General features: G+C 32.6%; 20 protein-coding genes. 5 read left to right on the forward strand and 15 right to left on the reverse strand.

The annotated features are described in order from the left end of the window. Positions 1 to 88: 88 nt before the first annotated feature. The 8 genes from QZZ48_RS01415 to QZZ48_RS01450 all read right to left on the reverse strand — a co-directional run bounded on the left by QZZ48_RS01415 (position 89) and on the right by QZZ48_RS01450 (position 7148). Positions 89 to 394 (reverse strand): hypothetical protein, encoded by a 306-nt coding sequence (locus QZZ48_RS01415; protein ID WP_294961034.1) that lies wholly within the window; start codon positions 392 to 394, stop codon positions 89 to 91. A gap of 210 nt (positions 395 to 604) precedes the next feature. Continuing rightward, the gene (locus QZZ48_RS01420) at positions 605 to 1228 is read right to left on the reverse strand and encodes an acyl-CoA acyltransferase (RefSeq protein ID WP_294961036.1); all 624 of its coding nucleotides are present in this window, start codon (positions 1226 to 1228) and stop codon (positions 605 to 607) included. Positions 1229 to 1434: 206 nt separating this feature from the next. Next, complete coding sequence (argS, locus tag QZZ48_RS01425; protein ID WP_294961038.1) at positions 1435 to 3030, reverse strand: arginine--tRNA ligase; 1596 nt, start codon at positions 3028 to 3030, stop codon at positions 1435 to 1437. Positions 3031 to 3033: 3 nt separating this feature from the next. Continuing rightward, entirely contained in the window at positions 3034 to 3270 is a 237-nt protein-coding gene (locus tag QZZ48_RS01430; protein ID WP_294961041.1) for a twin-arginine translocase TatA/TatE family subunit, read from the reverse strand. A 61-nt stretch (positions 3271 to 3331) separates the two neighbouring features. Continuing rightward, positions 3332 to 3955, reverse strand: a complete 624-nt coding sequence (gene gmk, locus QZZ48_RS01435; RefSeq protein ID WP_294961043.1) for a guanylate kinase — start codon at positions 3953 to 3955, stop codon at positions 3332 to 3334. Continuing rightward, complete coding sequence (locus QZZ48_RS01440) at positions 3955 to 5679, reverse strand: DNA topoisomerase IV (protein WP_294961046.1); 1725 nt, start codon at positions 5677 to 5679, stop codon at positions 3955 to 3957. Before QZZ48_RS01440 ends, gmk begins: the two co-directional genes overlap by 1 nt. Positions 5680 to 5725: 46 nt before the next feature. Next, positions 5726 to 6493: a flagellar biosynthetic protein FliR gene (gene fliR / locus QZZ48_RS01445; RefSeq protein WP_294961049.1), complete on the reverse strand. Its 768-nt coding sequence runs from the start codon at positions 6491 to 6493 to the stop codon at positions 5726 to 5728. Between the two features lie 10 nt (positions 6494 to 6503). After that, positions 6504 to 7148, reverse strand: a complete 645-nt coding sequence (locus tag QZZ48_RS01450; RefSeq protein WP_294961052.1) for an ABC transporter ATP-binding protein — start codon at positions 7146 to 7148, stop codon at positions 6504 to 6506. Between the two features lie 134 nt (positions 7149 to 7282). Between QZZ48_RS01450 and ndhC the strand changes: the two genes are divergently transcribed. The 5 genes from ndhC to nuoF are packed head-to-tail and all read left to right on the forward strand — an operon-like array spanning position 7283 to position 11554. Beyond that, on the forward strand, positions 7283 to 7645 hold the full coding sequence (ndhC, locus tag QZZ48_RS01455; RefSeq protein WP_294961055.1) for an NADH-quinone oxidoreductase subunit A: 363 nt from the start codon (positions 7283 to 7285) through the stop codon (positions 7643 to 7645). Then, positions 7636 to 8157: an NADH-quinone oxidoreductase subunit NuoB gene (nuoB, locus tag QZZ48_RS01460; protein WP_294961057.1), complete on the forward strand. Its 522-nt coding sequence runs from the start codon at positions 7636 to 7638 to the stop codon at positions 8155 to 8157. Before ndhC ends, nuoB begins: the two co-directional genes overlap by 10 nt. After that, the gene (nuoD, locus tag QZZ48_RS01465; RefSeq protein WP_294961059.1) at positions 8150 to 9823 is read left to right on the forward strand and encodes an NADH dehydrogenase (quinone) subunit D; all 1674 of its coding nucleotides are present in this window, start codon (positions 8150 to 8152) and stop codon (positions 9821 to 9823) included. Before nuoB ends, nuoD begins: the two co-directional genes overlap by 8 nt. Then, positions 9820 to 10302: an NAD(P)H-dependent oxidoreductase subunit E gene (locus tag QZZ48_RS01470; protein ID WP_294961060.1), complete on the forward strand. Its 483-nt coding sequence runs from the start codon at positions 9820 to 9822 to the stop codon at positions 10300 to 10302. The genes nuoD and QZZ48_RS01470 overlap by 4 nt, the downstream gene beginning before the upstream one ends. Further along, entirely contained in the window at positions 10295 to 11554 is a 1260-nt protein-coding gene (gene nuoF / locus QZZ48_RS01475; protein WP_294961063.1) for an NADH-quinone oxidoreductase subunit NuoF, read from the forward strand. The genes QZZ48_RS01470 and nuoF overlap by 8 nt, the downstream gene beginning before the upstream one ends. Positions 11555 to 11578: 24 nt before the next feature. On the opposite strand, the gene QZZ48_RS01480 is transcribed toward nuoF, so the two are convergent. The 7 genes from QZZ48_RS01480 to QZZ48_RS01510 are packed head-to-tail and all read right to left on the reverse strand — an operon-like array spanning position 11579 to position 19068. Further along, positions 11579 to 13087 carry an NADH-quinone oxidoreductase subunit N gene (locus tag QZZ48_RS01480; protein ID WP_294961066.1) on the reverse strand — a complete coding sequence of 503 codons (1509 nt, stop codon included), beginning with the start codon at positions 13085 to 13087 and terminating at the stop codon, positions 11579 to 11581. Then, positions 13087 to 14565 (reverse strand): NADH-quinone oxidoreductase subunit M, encoded by a 1479-nt coding sequence (locus QZZ48_RS01485; RefSeq protein WP_294961068.1) that lies wholly within the window; start codon positions 14563 to 14565, stop codon positions 13087 to 13089. The genes QZZ48_RS01480 and QZZ48_RS01485 overlap by 1 nt, the downstream gene beginning before the upstream one ends. A 3-nt stretch (positions 14566 to 14568) precedes the next feature. Beyond that, positions 14569 to 16455, reverse strand: coding sequence for an NADH-quinone oxidoreductase subunit L (gene nuoL / locus QZZ48_RS01490; protein ID WP_294961070.1), 1887 nt, complete (start codon positions 16453 to 16455; stop codon positions 14569 to 14571). After that, positions 16452 to 16769, reverse strand: coding sequence for an NADH-quinone oxidoreductase subunit NuoK (gene nuoK / locus QZZ48_RS01495; protein ID WP_294961074.1), 318 nt, complete (start codon positions 16767 to 16769; stop codon positions 16452 to 16454). Before nuoK ends, nuoL begins: the two co-directional genes overlap by 4 nt. Beyond that, complete coding sequence (locus QZZ48_RS01500) at positions 16770 to 17282, reverse strand: NADH-quinone oxidoreductase subunit J (RefSeq protein WP_294961077.1); 513 nt, start codon at positions 17280 to 17282, stop codon at positions 16770 to 16772. After that, positions 17279 to 17782 carry an NADH-quinone oxidoreductase subunit I gene (locus QZZ48_RS01505; protein ID WP_294961080.1) on the reverse strand — a complete coding sequence of 168 codons (504 nt, stop codon included), beginning with the start codon at positions 17780 to 17782 and terminating at the stop codon, positions 17279 to 17281. The genes QZZ48_RS01500 and QZZ48_RS01505 overlap by 4 nt, the downstream gene beginning before the upstream one ends. 2 nt (positions 17783 to 17784) lie before the next feature. Then, complete coding sequence (locus QZZ48_RS01510; RefSeq protein ID WP_294961082.1) at positions 17785 to 19068, reverse strand: complex I subunit 1 family protein; 1284 nt, start codon at positions 19066 to 19068, stop codon at positions 17785 to 17787. Positions 19069 to 19070 lie beyond the last annotated feature (2 nt).

The raw sequence follows: 19070 nt of genomic DNA on the forward strand, positions 1-19070 counted from the left end.
GCGGATTAAGTAAAAGTTTGAAGCTAAACTTAGTAGATTATTATCTTGTGAATTATAAGAAAAAGTAGAAAATTATGCACCCGTTTTTTTAATTAAGTCCCATTTGTAGTTTGTTATTAATATTTGTAGAGTCTAACATTTCAACTCTTTCAAAAGCTGCAAGTGCGGCTTCATAATTACCAGTTTCAAATGCTGAACGACCAAAGTAAAAGTTTAGATTTACATCTGAGAGTTTTGATAAATATATTTTTGAAAATATTTCATAACTATTTTTAAAATCTTTTTCTTTATAAGATTTCACTGCTTCTTTATATTGTAAATCGACATTAATACTGCCATCATTAGAGAATAAATATAAAGGAAACATAAGAATTAAAAACAGAAAAGTTTTCATTTATTCACCCTTTTTTTAATTTAAAGCATTATAATTTAATATAATACTATATTTTGATGTTTTATTTTTTGAATATATATTAAAGATAGAAGATGAAAGAAATATTAAAGGAAGTGAGAAAATATTTTGATGATAGAGGAGAGTTAGATTAAAAGAGTCTCACTAAAAAGTGAGACAAAAATAGTGTTTATATTCTAGTAAGAGTAATTATTAAAACTCAAATGACAAAAGTATTAAACCTGGTCTGCCAAATTTTTCTTTATAAAGTCCAGACTCTATTTGTCTAACTTCTTTAAAGCCGAGTTTTTTATAGTAAAGTAGCGTCTCTAGTGAGCCTATTTCTACCATTGCCTGAGCTATGCGATAACCTTTAAGTCTGGCAGTTAAAAGACTTTTTTGCATCAATGCTTTTAAAACTCCAACATTCATATGACCTTCTAGTTCTTCCATAAAATCAAATATGAGGGTACTTTTATTAAGTCCAAAATTACAAGTATCTAATATCTCAAAAAACTCTTCTGTATGGGAATCACTTCCTATCTCTTTTAAAGAATTCAAGAAAGTCTCTCTTGTTGCTATTCTTGGTTCATAACTACAAAGGGATCCAACACTTTTACCATCTATTTCAGCAATTAAAAAATTACTATAATGACATTGGTTCTTTCCTACTGTAGTTGTTAGTTTCTCTATATTTTTTAAAGTGGCATCATCTTCTTTTGATTCAAATATCAAATCAAAAATTCCAATTTTCTTATCTGCACGAGAACTTTGTAAAATCATTTTTGCCAAAAACTCAGCATCTGTATTTAAAGCTTTTCTTATTTTTATGTTCATAACTCTTTCCAAAAATCAATTAAATTCATATATTTAGTAATAGTACCATATATTATGATGAATACATTCTTAATCTTTATTTTTTTACAAAATTCATTGTACTTATCAAAGAAAATTATAATGCTAATTAGTAGTGATTTTGATTATTAAAAAGGTGATTGATGACTAGATGGGAGTAAATCCCATCTTTAAGATTACTAGTAGTTTTACTCTTCTTCTTTAGCCATTCTGTCTTTAGCTTCTATCCCTAAAAGAGAAAGACCAGTTTTAAGAGAAAGTGCAACTACAAAAAGTAGCTTTAAAAGTTTTGCTTCATCATCAGTTCCGATAATTCTACAATCATAGTAGAACTTATGAAGTGAAGCTGCAAGTGATTTTAAATAATCTGGAAGCTTTTGAACTTGACGAGAACTGAAGGCATCTTCAATAATCTCAGGAAGTAAAAGAGCATCAAAAAGAAGACTATCTGCATTTTCATTAAGACCTTTTAGTGACGATGCCATAATATCTTCTTTTGAGAAATTACTTTTACTGAGAATAGTTTGTATTCTAGCATGTGCATATTGGATATAAAAAATAGGGTTTGAGCTATCTTGCTTTTTAAATTCTGATAAATCAAATTCTAAAGCAGTATCACTCTTTTTAGATGCAAAGATAAATCTAAGCGCATCTGAGCCTATTTCTTCAACAATATCACTCATAAGTATTACATTACCAGCACGTTTACTCATTTTATAAGGTTCGCCATCTTTAAGAAGACTTACCATTTGAGAAAGTAAAGTTTCAAGTTTTTTACTATTATAACCTAAGTACTCAACAGCAGCATTAACTCTTGGGATATAACCATGATGGTCAGCACCCCAGATATTGATGTAGTGATCATATCCACGCTCAAATTTTTGATTGTGATAAACTATATCTCCAGCTAGATAAGTTGGACGACCATCTTCACGTACAACAACTCTATCATTATCATCGCCTTTAGCCTCAGATGCTATCCAAATCTTCTCTTCTTTCTTATAGATACCATCAGCCATCTTCTGCATAACTCTATCCCAGTCGCTATAAAGAGATGACTCATTAACAAAAGTATCAAAATGAATATTAGTGTCAGCCAAAGATGCTACAACTAGATCCATAACACCGTCTTTAGCCCAAAGAGCTAGTTCTTTATAGCGAGATTCATCATTGAATATCTCTTTACCAAACTTCTCTAATGCACCATTTGCAAGACCTTCTAAGTACTCACCACGGTAATAACTCTCAGGATACTCAACACTTTCATTAAGTATATTTTCACGAGCATAAAGAGCAATAGAAAGACCCAGTAAATCTATTTGATTTCCTGCATCATTTACATAATACTCAGCTGTAATATCATAACCTAAATGTTTTGCTAATCTGTAAAGTGTGTCACCGTAAACAGCACCACGAGCATGACCAATATGAAGCGGACCAGTAGGATTTGCACTAACAAACTCTAAAAGTATCTTACTTTTTTTGTCTTGTTTGCCAAATTCACTTTGATTTTGAAGTGCCCAATCACCATACTCACTTAAAAAGTTTTCACTAAGGCGAAAATTCAAGTAACCTTTAACTGATTCAACACTGGAAAAAATTTCTGATTCATTAAATGAAGAAGCTAAATCCTCAGCTATAACCATAGGAGACTTCCTAAGTTCTTTAGCTAGAGAAAAAGCAATTGGTGTAGAGAAATGACCAAATGCTCTGTCTTTTGGTTTTTCTAAAACAACTTCACGACCAAACTTTTCGCGCAAAAGCGCCGATACACGTTGTTTCAATTATTATGCTTGTGTTGTAGTTTTTGGAGCTTCTGTAGATGCAACTTCTTCGTTGTTCTCTACTTTTTTAGGAGCTTCAGTAGATGCTGTTTCAACTTCATCTGTTTCTTTCATTTCACTTTTGAAGTTTTTGATTCCCTTACCAAGACCTTTTGCTAAGTCAGGTATCTTTTTAGCACCAAATAAAAGTACGATAATTCCAAATATTATTAATAGTTCTGTTCCACCAGGCATGCCCATGATATTCCTTTTTTTTATAAAATTAATTCGAGAGTATATCTACACTTTGCTGTAACTACTCTTATTGCTCTATATCTTCCCAATTTTGCACAAATTCATTCACTTCGTTCATTGAAGTTTTCATTCTAGCAGTTATTGCAATTTGTCTCAGTATACCAGCAGCTCTTTGTAAATCATCGTTAATAATCAAGAAATCATATTCACTAACTCTTTGAATTTCTCTTTTAGCCATCTTTAGGCGAGCGTCCATAACTTCTTGTGAATCAGTAGAACGACCAGCAAGTCTACTCTTTAGTTCAGATAGTGTTGGAGGTGTTATAAATACTGAAGTTGTTATATCTCCAAGTCTATTATTAACAGCTGTATTACCTTGTACATCTATATCAAAAAGAATTAACTTACCTTCACTTAAAGCTTTACGAACAGGTTTAACTGATGTCCCATAATAATTTCCATGAACAAATGCATATTCTAAAAAATGATTATCTTCAATATCTTGCTTGAATTCTTCTTGGCTTACAAAATGATAATCTACACCATCTTTCTCAGTGCCTCTAAGTGGGCGAGTTGTTGTAGATATAGAGAAGTAACACTCTCCTATATCATTTATGATTTCATTTAATAAAGAACTTTTTCCTGCACCACTTGGGCCTGAAAGAACTAAGACTGCTCCACTTTTATTCACTACTTGTCACCTAATGTTATATTGATATTTATTTTCATACCTTTCATAGAAGCGGCTACATCTTCGTTTGAAAGAGCTATTAATAATTTTTTAAGAGCTTCTACACCTTCGTTATCCGGTGTAATTTCAGTGTTTATTTCTTCTGAAATTTCTAAATCTTCAGTACTAAACTCTTCAAGTTCATCAAGGTCACTAACAGAATCACTTTCATCTGAGATGCTAGTGTCCACTTCTTCAGAAACTTCTTCACCGATTGCAAGCTTTATATCTCTTGTATTTAATGACTCAAGTCCATCTATATCATTTACTGCAATATCTAAAAGCGAATCTGCATCTAACTCACTCTCAAGATCTTCATCACTAAGTTCAAGAACAGCATTTTCAATTTCACTCTCTAAGTCTTCATCTTTAATATCATCAATGTTTAGTTCGTCTTCTAGGTTCGTCTCTTCGAGACTTTCTAGTTCATCGAGGTTTTCAACATTCTCGTTTTCGTTTAAATCGCTAGTGTTCACTTCACTTTCTTCAGCTATGTCAAACTCTTCAGTATTGACTTCTTCAAGTTCTAAATCATCTGAGTCTAAATCTCCTAAATCTAAAGTTTCATCCTCGTCACTAATTTTATCTAGAGATAAATCATCAGTTTCTAATTCATCAAGACTGTCCACTTCATCATTATCATCTTTTAAATCTAATTCTAGTTCTGAATCATCTGAGTCAAAGTCTAAATCTCCTAAATTTAAGTCAGATTCATCTAAAGTATCTTCTTTGCCTAACTCATCTGCTTCTAGGGCTTCAGGACTTTCAACTTCATCACTATCTTCTTCTAATTCTAGGTCTCTTTCTAAGTCTCCTAAGTCCATCTCTTCGAGATTTTCGACTTTTTCACTTTTTTCAACCTCATCTAAATCCAAATCTCCTAAGTCCATATCATCTAAAATATCTACTTCATCACTTGGTTTTGCTTCTTCACTTTTAGCTTCTGTTTTTACTTCTAAATCATCGTCAAAATCTAAGTCTTCAAGTTCTATATCCATGCCATCTAAATCATCAATGGATTCTTCTGTTTCAACTTCTTCTGTTTCTTCTAAAAGCTCTTGAACTTCTTGAAGTTCATCTTTATCTAAAACACTTTCACTTACATCAACATCATCTAAAGAAATATCATCTTCTAGATTCATATCATCTAAATCTAGTTCGTCATCGTCTGATAGGTCTAAGTCATGGCTAAGTTCAGAATCTTCAAGTTCATCTAAGTCATCCAAGCCAACAAGGTTGTCTAAATCACCAAGATCATCAGCATCTAGTTCCAAAAGTTCACTATCATCTATTATCTCTTCTTTGGAATCAGTTAAATCTAATTCTTCCATATCATCTTCATCTTCAGAACCTAAATCAACCACACTTGCTTCTTTGCCCAAAGTAGAAAAAAGTTCAACTAAATCAGTTGGTAGGAATGGTTTTCTTAAGATAGATGTAAAACCCTCAATCTCCACCGCATCACGTGAACAAATATATAGTGATTTACTAAACTCAACTTTATCTTTAAGCTCAGCTAGTAACTCTTCACTATACAGAGTATCATCCAATACAAATAAGTCATAAGTTCCAGCTTCTATCTCTTCAACACTAGCAACGATATCTAGTTTGTCAAAAGTCTTTTGTGCACTAAGAGTTACTAATTTTGTAACTACTGGATTATCATTTAAAAGTAATATATTCACGTCTATTCCTTTGGGGCATAAGTTTTATCAATTGTAGCAAAAAAAACTAAAAAAGAATCTCTAAATAATTAAAAGCTTCTTGCATTTGCATTTTTAAAATCAACATGGTAGCACTAAAAGTCGCTATGAGAACGGTAAATGCAACCATAATCTTAATAGGAAAACCAATAACAAGAAGATTAAACTGAGGCATTGTTTTCATTAGCATTCCAAATATAATATCAGCAAGCCAGGATAGTGCAATGGTTGGAAAAGCAATCATAAAACCAACTATAAACATATTTGATGCAGCTTTAATTATATAGTTAAAAAGGTCTTCACTCATAAGAAAACCACCAAGCGGTATAGCACTTAAAGAGCCGTCAATAAAAAGAAGTAACCAGTGATGAAGGTCAATTGCAAGTAAAACCATCAAGCCCATAAGAGATAAAAATTGAGAAATAATAGGCATCGATACACCGGTTTGAGGGTCAATTGCACTTGCCATTGAAAAACCCATCATAAAAGATATCATTCCTCCGGCAAAGGTTATTACATTATACGCTAGGAGTAAGATAACACCTATTGCTAAACCAAAGAATAGCTCACTAAGTATTGCAAGAAATATGGTAGGCATATTTATGGCTATTAAAAGAGGTGGCATTGATGAGTAAAAAACTATTGTAAAGAAAAAGGCCATTGAAGTTTTTATGGTCATTGGAATATTTTTATGTGAGAAAATTGGTGCTGCCATAAATAGTGCTGCAAAACGAAAAAATAGAAGTATAAAACCAACTATATATGTATCGCTAAAAACATCTGTCCATGATAACATTAGATTCGACTCACTTAACTACGAGTAGTTTCTTATTTTCGAGTCTATAGACTTTTTTACACTTAAAAGCCAACTCTTCATCGTGAGTTACAAGAACCATTGCAGCACTCTTATTCTCAAGATACTCAAAAAATATATCCATAACTTCGTTTGCAGTTGATTTATCCAAGTTTCCAGTTGGCTCATCAACAAATAAGATGCGAGGCTGCTTAGTCAAAACTCTAGCAATAGAAACTCTTTGCTGTTGTCCACCAGAGAGCTCTGTTACTTTTTGATTTATTGCCTCATAAATATTTAATCTCTTTAATAATTCATCATTGATATCTTGTTCTGATAACATTGCAGCAACTTCAAGATTTTCTAAAGCGCTAAACCCTTTAAAAAGGTAGTGAGATTGAAAAACAAGTCCTAGTGAATCTCTTTTAATTTGAGCTAATCTTTTCTTATTCATTTTTGCAATCTCTTCACCAAAGAGACTAACACTTCCATAATCCGATATTAATAGAGTTGATAATATATGAAGTAATGTAGACTTACCACTACCACTAACACCGATAATAGCTACGGAATCTTTTTCATTTAAATCCAAGGATATATCGCTAAATAGTTCATATTCAAAAGTGTGTGATAAGTTTTTTGCTGATAATAAATTCATAAATTATTATATCCTACCTAAGCAAAAAAAGGTTTTATAAAAATACAAAATATTTAACATATATTCTATACTCTTTACTTTACTTTTAAGCAATCTTAGATATTATCTGACATATATAATAAAAAGGAATATTAATGTCGCTTGAATTAGTACTTGCTTCTTCTATTGTTTTTCTTTTAGCTGTGGTTATACCGACCCTTTTTATTTTGTCTAAAAAGCTTGGACCAAACACTCAAGGAAATAGAGAAAAGAACCTTCCTTACGAAAGTGGGATAACAAATCCTGTAGGTGGTTGTGATAGTCGTTTTAGCATTAAGTTTTACCTAGTAGCTATCCTCTTTGTTCTTTTTGATGTAGAGATTATGCTTATGTTTCCATGGGCTGTAAATGTTAGAGAACTTGGTTTTTTTGGGATAATGGAAATGTTTACTTTTATGGCGCTTCTTTTAGCCGGTCTTATATATGTATATCGAATAGGAGCTCTTAAATGGCAGTAGGTGCAGAAGCAATTTTCGGAGATAGTGTTATCACAACAAAACTTGATAGTGCTATAGGTTGGGCTAGAGAATCATCAATGTGGCCATATATATTCGGTACAGCATGTTGTGCTATTGAGTTTATGAGCGTGGCATCTAGTAAGTTTGATATTTCAAGGTTTGGGGCAGAAGTTGTTCGTTTCTCACCTAGGCAAGCTGACTTAATGATAGTAGCTGGAACAATAAGTTACAAACAAGCTCCAGTATTAAAAAGAATTTATGATCAGATGACAGAACCAAAATGGGTTATCAGCATGGGTGCATGTGCTTGTAGTGGTGGTTTTTATGACAACTACACAACTGTTCAAGGGATTGACTCAATAATACCTGTTGATGTTTATGTAGCAGGATGTCCACCTAGACCAGAAGCACTTTTAAATGCCTTAGCAGAGATACAAAAACAACAACTCAAAGAAGAAAGCATACTAAAAGATAGAGTAAACACTGAGTTTAAAGGTGAACTTGATGCATGAGAATTTTCAAGAAAAGTTTAAAGACCTTTATACAAAAGATAGTGATGGCATCTACGTACTAGATAAAGATGATCTACACTCAGCTATTAAATGTCTTAAAGATGAAGATGAGTTTCACTTTTTAGTAGATGTTACAGCAGTTGATTATTCTAAATATTTATACCCTAAAGCATCTAGATTTTGTGTAGTTTATCTTCTAAGAAATAAAGATTTTAAAGAGATAATAACTATAAAATCATTTCTTGATGATCAAACTTTAGAAATACAAAGTATCACGGATTTATTTCAATCTTCAAATTGGGCAGAGAGAGAAGTTTGGGATCAATACGGTATAAAGTTTTTAGACCATCCAAATCTAAAAAGAGTTCTAAATCACCAAGGTTTTGAGGGTCATCCACTAAGAAAAGATTATCCAATTATAAAAGGACAAATTTGTAACGAGACAGATGACCTTATGGATGAAATGATTCCAAGGTTAGCTAAAAAAGGTTACACAAAACATGATGATTTGATGTTTTTAAATTTAGGTCCTGCACATCCTGCGAGTCATGGAACTATTAGAACTTTTGTAGCACTTGAGGGTGAAACTATTGTTAGTGCTGTAACTGAGATAGGTTATTTACATAGAGGATTTGAGAAATCTTGTGAAAACCATACATATAACCAAATCATTCCATATACAGATCGATTAAACTACTGTTCTGCCATTTTAAACAATATAGCCTTTGCTCATACAGTTGAGGGAATGCTTGGACTTACACTTCCAGATAGAGCTCAATTTATAAGAGTTATAGTGGGAGAGCTATCTCGTATAATAGATCACCTTGTATGTTTAGCAGCAAACCTTGTAGATATGGGTGCTTTAACAAATTATTGGTATTTGTATAACCCAAGAGAAACTGTTTATACACTTTTCTCAAAACTAACAGGAGCAAGACTTACTAACTCTTATATGCGTATCGGAGGGGTTGCTCATGACCTTTATGATGGTTTTGAAGAAGATTTGAATCACTGTATTAAAGATATAGAAAAAGGTATGAGTGATGCTCTCTCACTTGTCGAAAAAAATCGTATCTTTCATGATAGAACACAAAATATTGGTGTAGTAAGTGCAGCAGAAGCTATAAACAAAGGGTTTAGTGGACCTAATCTTAGAGCTTCTGGAGTAGCATACGATATGAGAAAAACTGCTCCTTATAACTTTTATGAGAGTTTTGATTTTGACATAGCAGTTGGTAGTGTTGGAGATGTTTATGACAGACTAATGGTTAGGTTTGAAGAGATAAGACAAAGCATTAGCATAATAAAACAAGCTATGAATAAATTGCCTAGTGGAGATATAATTGTAAACGACAGAGCTGTATCTCTTCCTGCAAAAAATGATGTTTATAACTCTATAGAAGGTGTAATGAACCACTTTAAAATTATAACTGATGGCGTAAAAGTTCCAACTAAAGAGTACTATCGCGCTATTGAAGGTGCTAACGGTGAACTTGGATTTTACATAGTTAGTGATGGAACTGGAACACCTTATAAGGTAAAAGTTAGACCTCCATGTTTTGCTCCTATGTCAGCTCTTCCTGAGATGCTAGAAGGTGGGATGATTGCTGATAGTGTAATAAGCTTAGGAAGTCTAAATATAATTGCTGGGGAGTTAGATAGATGAGTGAGTTTAAATTTAGTCAAGAAAACGAAGATAAGTTTAATGAACTTTTAAAAAGATACCCTGAAAAAGCCTCTTTATCTCTGCCCTCTCTATGGATGATTCAGTATCAAATTGGATGGATAAGTCCTGAGTCAATGGTATTTTTAGCTAAAAGACTAGACACTTCTCCTATTGATATACAAAGCATTGCTTCTTTTTATACTATGTTTAATCTAAAGCCTATAGGAACATACCATATACAAGTTTGTAAAACTCTATCTTGTAATCTTCGTGGAAGTAAAATAATAACCCAACATGTGCAAAATAGACTTGGAATCAAAGTAGGCGAGACTACTAAGGATATGAAGTTCACACTTAGTGAGGTTGAGTGTTTAGGTTCATGTGGAACTGCACCAATGATCTCCTTTAATCATGACTATGAAGAAAACTTAACAATTGAAAAAGTTGATAAACTTATAGACGAGGCACAAAATGCATAATGATATGACAGTAAAAATCGTAAGTAAAAACTTTGATATAAAAGACTCTCATAAACTTGAGGTTGCATTAAAACACGGTAGATATTCTTCACTTAAAAAGCAGTTTTCAATGTCTCCCCAAGAAGTTACTGAAGAAGTATATGAAAGTGGACTTAGAGGAAAAGGTGGTGGAGGTGCTAATACTGGTTCTAAATGGCGCTTAATGCCTCGTGAACATGAAAAACCAGCTTATTTAGTAGTAAATGCAGATGAAAGTGAACCGGGAACTTTTAAAGATAGGCAAATTTTAGAATATGATCCGCATTTATTGATAGAGGGAATGATAAACTCATCATATGCCATAGGTGCAAACCATGCTTACATATATATCAGAGGTGAGTATGTATTTTGGGCAAAAAGAATGCAAGAAGCAATAGATGAAGCTTATGAAGCAGGTTACTTAGGTGAAAAAGTTGCTGGTTATGACTATACTTTAGATATCACTCTTCATAGAGGTGCTGGTGCATATATATGTGGAGAAAAAACTGCTCTTTTAGAATCTCTTGAGGGTAAACGTGGGCATCCGAGACTAAAACCTAAACAGCAAGAAACTGAGTGGTTTTTCGGTGGTCCAACAGTTGTAAATAATGTAGAGACTATAGCAAGTGTACCTTTTATTATAAAAGAGGGTTTTACTGCTTATAGAAAATATGGAACGCATTGTAGTCCTGGAACTATGCTATTTGGACTTAGTGGTCACATTCAAAATCCAGGTGTTTATGAGCTTCCTTTTGGATGCAGTATGAAAGAAGTTATAGAAAAAGTTGGTGGGGGTATCTTAAATGGAAAAAAACTAAAAGCCCTTATACCAGGAGGTTCTTCTTGTGCTATTTTAAGAGCAGATGAAATAGACAACATAACACTTGATTACGAATCAGTTGCTAAAAATGGCTCTAGTTTAGGTACTGGTGGAATGATTTTTCTTGATGAAGATACGTCTATACCAGATGCTATGAAAAATCTTTTTGAGTTTTATCACCATGAATCATGCGGACAGTGTACTCCTTGTAGAGAAGGAACTGGCTGGGTAGATAAAATTATGGGCAAAATTTTAAGTGGTGATGGCACAATGGCTGATTATGACAAAATCTTAGATGCTTGTAAGATGCTAAATGGAAAAACAATTTGTGTATTTGCTCCATCGGTTGCTTATATAGCAGAGAGTTATATTTCAAAATTTAAAGATGAATTTTACGCTCTTTTAAAAGACTAAAAAAGGCTTTAAAAGCCTTTTTTACTATCTAATAAATAGAGACTCATAAGATAGTCTCGCCATATCTATAAGGAAATCGACCCCAGGGAAATATGATATAAGTGTATTTCCTATACCTCCCCAAACAATAAGAATAGTTATTAAACCAATTGTAATAGAACCTACCCCACTAAAAGGTACATCCTCAACTATCTTAGGGCTTGGATAGAAGTACATTATAGCTATGAGTTTAAAATAGTAATATACAGATATAAATGTAGCTATTATTCCAATAACTGCTAAGATTGTATACCCTGCTTCAATCGCAGCAGTAAAAATATAGAACTTACCAATAAATCCAATCGTAGATGGAATACCTGCAAGAGAGAGCATAAATATACTAAGCATTGCAGCACGATATGGATAGACGTGAGCAAAACCTTTAAAGTCATCATAAGTGATTCTTAATCTTTCATCTGAGGATATAAAAGAAACAATTCCAAATGCTCCAATAGCAGATAAGAAATAAGCTACTAGATAAAATATAATAGAAGAAGCTGCACTCTCTCCAATAATACCAATAGAGATAAATGCTATAAGAAGATAACCTGTATGAACTATACTAGATGCAACTAACATTCTTTTTATGGATGTTTGAATTATTGCCAAGAAACTACCATAAGCTAATGTTGCAATCGTTATTACAAAAAGCATATCATCCCAAAAATCTCTAATAGAATCAAAATCTACCAAAACAAGGCGAAGGACAAAACCAAAGATTGCTATTTTAAAGGTAGCTGCCATAAATGCAGTAACAGGAAGTGGAGCGCCATCATAAACATCTAAAACCCAGTTTTGAAATGGAAAAGCTGCAATCTTAAAAAGAAAAGTAATTAGTATCATAGTTCCACCTATGATAAGCAGAGGCATATCTGTACCAACATAATTTTGAGCGAACTCTCCAATCTCACCAATGGTAGTAGTTTGTGTAACTGCATATATAAACGAAGTTCCTAAAAGAAAAAATATACCAGCTAAAGAACCAAGCACTAAGTATCTGTAACTTGCTTCTACTCTCTTGTCTAGAACTTTTTGAAAACCTATCATTACATACATAGATAAAGAAGCAATTTCGAGTGCAATAAACCCAGTAATTAGTTCATTTACATGCACTAAAAGCATCATCCCAAGGACTGAAAAAAGAAATAGTGAGAAAAATTCAACTGTAAATTCTTTATGTTTTTCTAAATATTGCAAACCTATTAGAAGAGTTAATATTGCACCAAAAAGTAATATAGAACTAAAATATCCCGAATATGTATCTACAATAATCATCTTTTTAAAGATACCAATATATGGATAACTAGAGTAAATTTCAGAAGAACTATTTAAATTATATAAGTTTGATATTAAAGCTACAAATAAAAACATTAGACTGTAATAAGCACCTTTTTTAATACTCACACTTGAGAATGTACTTAAGAGCATCATCGTTATTGCGCCTATCATAACTACAAGTAATGGTAAAAGATATACTATGTCATTTGATTCCATTAGCTTGCCTTTATTTGTAAAATATCTACTAAGTAGTGTTGTATAGTCGGTTCTATCTTAAATAAAAACCAATCAGGATATACACCCATAGCTATAATTAAAAAAGCAATAGGAGCAAGTCCAATAATCTCTTTTAAATCTAAATCTTTCATATTTGATGTGTCATTATCTGTATCTTGTAAAATTGCTCTTTGAAACATCCAAAACATAAAACTAGCTGCAACTAAAACAGTAAGTGCAGATACTATACCTGCACTTGCTTGCATTCCAAAAGCACCTAGTATAATTAAAAACTCACTTACAAAACCATTTGTTCCTGGAAGTCCAACTATACATAAAAGCATTATCATAAAAAACAGAGTAAAGATTGGCGCTTGTTTTGCAATACCACCCAAATCAGAGATATTTTTACTCTTTAGGTTGTACTCCATTTTACCAACAAGTAAAAAAAGTGCTCCTGTTGCCATAGCGTGAGCTATGATAAGAAAGAGTGCTCCTGTCATACCATAAGCATTTAAAGAAAAAATACCCGTCACAATAAAGCCTAAGTGAGATGCAGATGAGTAAGCAAACATTTTTTTAATATCTGTTTGCATTAGGGCAGCTATACCAAAATAGATAAGACCAAAAATACCTAACCAAACAAAATAAGGTGCAAACTCTATATATAGATCAGGAAATAATGGCATTACAAATCTAACTATCCCATAAACACCAAGCTTAGCCATAATACTTGATAGTAAAAAAACTCCACCAGTTGGAGAATTAGAGTATGTTTGAATCAACCAAGTATGGAAGGGAAAAAGCGGTATTTTAATTGCGAAGGCTATCATAAAACCAAAAAATAGCCATATCTCTTCACTTCTAGTAAAGCTAGATATTTTAACAACGTCTTGAAGAGCAAAACTCCAAACACCAAACTCTTCAAAGAAGGATACTCCAATGTAAAGAATACATATAAACATAAACAAAGAACCCATTATCGTATATACAGTTACTTTAATAGTTGAAAAAACTCTATTACCAGTTCCAAACATCCCTATAATCATAAAGACTGGAAGCAGCATAGCTTCCCAAAAGAAATAAAATAAAATTAAATCTTGGGCGAAAAGAGTTCCTGTAATACCAGACTGAATCAACAACATATTTACCCAGTAAGCTTTTGTTCTACCATTCCAAAGGAGTAAAAATGCACATGGGATAAGAGTGGCAATTAGCATCAATATGATAAGAGAAAAACCATCAATTCCTAAACTATAATAAATACCATAACTAGTTATCCATTCATGATGTTCTATAAATTGCATATATCCACTAAACTCAAAGTTTAGATAGACAGTCATTGCCAGAATAAATATCATTATAGAAGTGACAAATGCCGCGTTCCTAGATCCTTTAGCTCCTACCGGAAGAGCAAGAAGAACAAAAACAACAAAAATTGGTAAAAATATTATTACTGATAATATTGAAAAATCCATAATCTACCTTAATTCTATAATTAAATATATTGATATTAAACTAATGCCACAAAGCATCACAAATGCATAAAATCTTGTATTAGCATTTTGAACTCTTGCAACAAGATGACCAATGCTAATAAACTTAGAAGAGAGTCCCATAAGAAGCGAATCAATTATTTTAATATCTATTTCCATCGCTATAAAGCTACTTAAGCGTTTAATACTTCTAACAAATAAAACATCATAAATTTCATCTATGTAAAATTTATTCCATATCATGCCACTGAATTTTGGCACCTTAGTCATGTCATATTTATAAAACTTTTTATATGCTATAAAGATCCCTACAAGTGCAGCCAATACATTTATAAGCATTAAAACTGACTCTGTTGTGTGGTCAATATGTAAAGAAGTGTTTTTCCACTCAGATAACCATTGGCTTGCTAAGTTTGTTCCACCTAAAAGTTCAGGTACACCCAAGAAACCTGTAAGAATAGAACCTACAGCTAAAATAACTAAAGGAATCAATATGGATTTTGGAAGCTCTACAATATGTCTATCTTCAGAACTATTTTTTCCAAAGAAAACAACAAAAAAGAGTCTAAACATATAATAAGCTGTCATTATTGCTGTAAGAACACCTATACCCCAAAGAAGATACTCTCCTGATGCAAAGGCACTAAGAAGTATTTCATCTTTAGAAAAGAAACCTGAAAATGGTGGGATACCTGCGATAGAAAGAGTTGCTATAAGCATAGTAAAAAAGACTACCGGAGTATGCTTTTTCATTCCACCCATTTTAAATATATTTTGTTCATGGTGCAGTGCAACTATAACTGCACCTGCTCCCATGAAAAGTAGTGCTTTGAAAAATGCATGAGTAAATACATGAAAGATTCCTACACTATAGCTTCCAAGCCCAACAGCTATAAACATATAGCCTAGTTGCGACATAGTAGAGTATGCTAATATCTTTTTGATATCTGTTTGTTTGGTAGCAATAGTCGCTGCAAAAAGAGCTGAAAATGCTCCTATGTAAGCTATAACGAGTCCTACATTTGGAATAAGCTCATATACAAAATGAAACCTTGCGACCATGTAAACACCAGCTGTTACCATTGTTGCAGCGTGAATCAAAGCTGAAACAGGAGTTGGACCAGCCATGGCATCTGGAAGCCATACATAAAGAGGTATCTGAGCTGATTTTCCAACTGCACCTATAAAAAGAGCTATACCTATATAAGTTACAATTTCTATAGGAACATTGCCAATTGAATTTTGTAGACTCACATAATCAAATCCATTTGCACCTGCATAATAAAACATCGTTATCATTGCAACTATAAAACCAAAATCACCAACACGATTAGCTATAAAAGCCTTATTTCCCGCTAGTACATTTTCACTATCTTTATAATAGTAACTGATTAAAAGGTAAGAACAAAGACCAACACCTTCCCAACCGATAAACATAATGATTGGGCTATCTGCTAGAACTAAAAGTAGCATAGATGCTAAGAAGAAATTAAAGTAAAAGAAAAACTTTCCATAGCCTTCATCATCTTTCATATATCCAGATGCATATACATGAATAAGACCACCAACAAAGGTAACAAATAAAATCATAAATATAGATAGATTATCTGCCATAAAACCCATAGAAACATTGTACGAACCTACACCAAGCCACTTATATGCTTCATAGTGAATAGTCTTACCATCTTGTAGCATCTGTATAAAAAATAGTCCTGCAATTGCAAAACTAATGAAAGGAGATGTTAGTCCAAAAATAGCAAAGACTTTGTTTGATAATTTTTTGATTTTTATAGAATAGAGATATAAAAGTCCTAAAATAATTGCACTTAAAAGTGGAACTAGGACTATCCATGATAATAAAAAACTACTCATGACGCACTCTTTTGACTTAAAATATTAAATATATCAGAATCAAGAGATCTTTTTCTTCTATATAAAACTACGATTAGAGATAAAAATACTGCTGCCTCAGCTGCCGCAACTGCAATAATAAGTATAGATATAACCTGAGGTTCCATAGATTCATAGTATCTACCCAAACTAATAAAAATAAGATTTACAGCATTTAGCATAAGTTCAATTGACATATAAACTATAAAAATATTTTTCCTACTAATAACCCCTAATAACCCAATAGAAAATAAAATCATTGCTAATGATATATATGAAAGAAGTGAATCAGCCATCTATTTCTCCTCACTTTTATTTTCTTTTCTAGCATATACTACTGCACCAACAAGAGCAGCCAAAAGTAGAAGTGAAATCATCTCAAATGGCACAAGCCAATTTTCAAATAACTCTGTACCAAAAATTTTAATCGAACCAAACCCATTACTCAAAATATGCATAGGTTTATCTTCCATTGCGGCAAATGATTTTAAGATTAAATAATTAAATGGGATAAGTAAAACTCCACCGATAACAATTGTACTTATCTTATTTGGTTCTTCTGGCAAGTTATCATCTTTAATATTTAAAAACATTATGATAAAAAGAAGTAGAGTTATTATAGCTCCTGCATAAATGATTATTTGAACCATAAATAAAAATGGTGCACTCAAAAGAGCGAAAATACCACCTAAAGCAATAATACAAACTATAAGACTAAGCGCTGAGTATATTGGCTGAGCAAATATTATCATACCAAATCCACCAGCTATAGCGATAAGAGATAAAATTAGAAATATAATATCAATCATGACTTATCACCTTTAAACTCTTTATACGAAAGTAAAGTGTCAATATCCACAACAAAATCCTCTCTTTTTTTCTTTACAAAGCTAAATATACCTGTATCCATTCGTATTGCATCTTTTGGACAAGCTTCAACACATGAACCACAAAATACACACTCTAGAAGGTCTATACTAAACTTACTTGGCATCTTCTCTTCAACACCGTCTTCTCTATCTACCGCTTCTATAAAAATACACTCAGCAGGACAAGCTGTGGCACATAAAAAACAAGCTACACAACTGATAGTATTATCTTCTCTTTTTGTAAGTCTATGAACACCTCGATATCTACTTGTAATATCTGAGGGTTGTTGTTCTGGATAAGAGAGAGTTTTTATTTTTGATGTATCTTTTAAATTTTGGAAAAAATGCGAAAAAGTAACCTTTAAGCCACCTGCTATTGTTGGTAAGTAGAGTTTTTCAACAAAAGTACTACCATGTCTTGGAACAACTTTAATACCCATGACTAACCTCCAAAGGCAACTACAAATATAGCTGTTACGAATATATTTGCGATAGAGATAGGAAGAAGTATTTTCCATCCAAGGTCTTGAACTTGGTCATATCTAAATCTGACAAGAGTCCATCTTACTAAAATGAAAAAGAAATTCATTACAATTAACTTAGCAACAAAAGTTATAAACTGAATTAGAGCGACTGAAATATTTACTCCATTTGAGCTAATACCAAAAGCTAAAATCAAGGCTAGAGACAAAACAATTAAAACGTTTATAAATATCAAGACTTTTAATAATCTTCCTGTTTCTTTCGCTCTAGGATCATCTTTTACAGGCCAGACATTATTTCTTTTTATCCATCTTGCAAAGAAAAAACTTATTATTGGCATAATCACAATGGTAGAAATTAATACAGTTTGAATATTGTCTTTAAGAGCTTCAGTATTTAACCAAGGAATTTGATAACCACCAAAAAATAGAGTTACTATCAGAGCACTTGCAGCACTCATTGCTACATATTCACCAACAAAGAACAGACCAAATCTCATCGCACTGTACTCAGTGTGAAAACCACCTACTATCTCACTCTCGCCCTCAGCAATATCAAAAGGAGCACGATTTGTCTCGGCAAATGCAGTAATTATAAATAAAATAGCCGAAACTGGTTGAAGTATAACACCCCAAGCAGGGATAAATCCCCACAGCAATTCACCTTGAAACCTAACCATATCTCCAAGATTTACAGAACCGTAAACTATAAGGATAGATATAATAGATAAACCCATAGTTGCTTCATAACTAATAACCTGAGCAGCTGCTCTAACACCACCTAAAAGGCTATATTTGTTATTACTTGCCCAACCGCCTAATATGATTCCATATACACTTAATCCTGCAAAAGCTAAAATCCAAAGTATCCCCAAATCTATTGGTAGTGCCTGCATCATATAAGTTTTTGCTCCAATAGTTAAATCATCAGAAAAAGGAATTACCATAAATGTCAAAAATGAAGTTGCAAATACAATAGCCGGGGAAAGAGTAAAAAGTAATTTTTCTTTTATAGAGTCAGGTCTATAATCTTCTTTAAATACGAGCTTTAGCATATCTGCAAATGACTGAACTAAACCTCCAAGTCTCATACCACCAATATGGCATCTATTAGGGCCTAGTCTATCTTGAATAAATCCAGCAACACGTCTCTCCATCCATACTAAGATAGGAACAAATGCCAAAGATAAAATAATGGCAATTACAATGTTAATAATAACAATACTTACAGTAGCTATATCCATAA

Origin of the sequence: Sulfurimonas sp. (genome assembly GCF_016744025.1) — a bacterium.
Classification (GTDB): domain Bacteria; phylum Campylobacterota; class Campylobacteria; order Campylobacterales; family Sulfurimonadaceae; genus Sulfurimonas.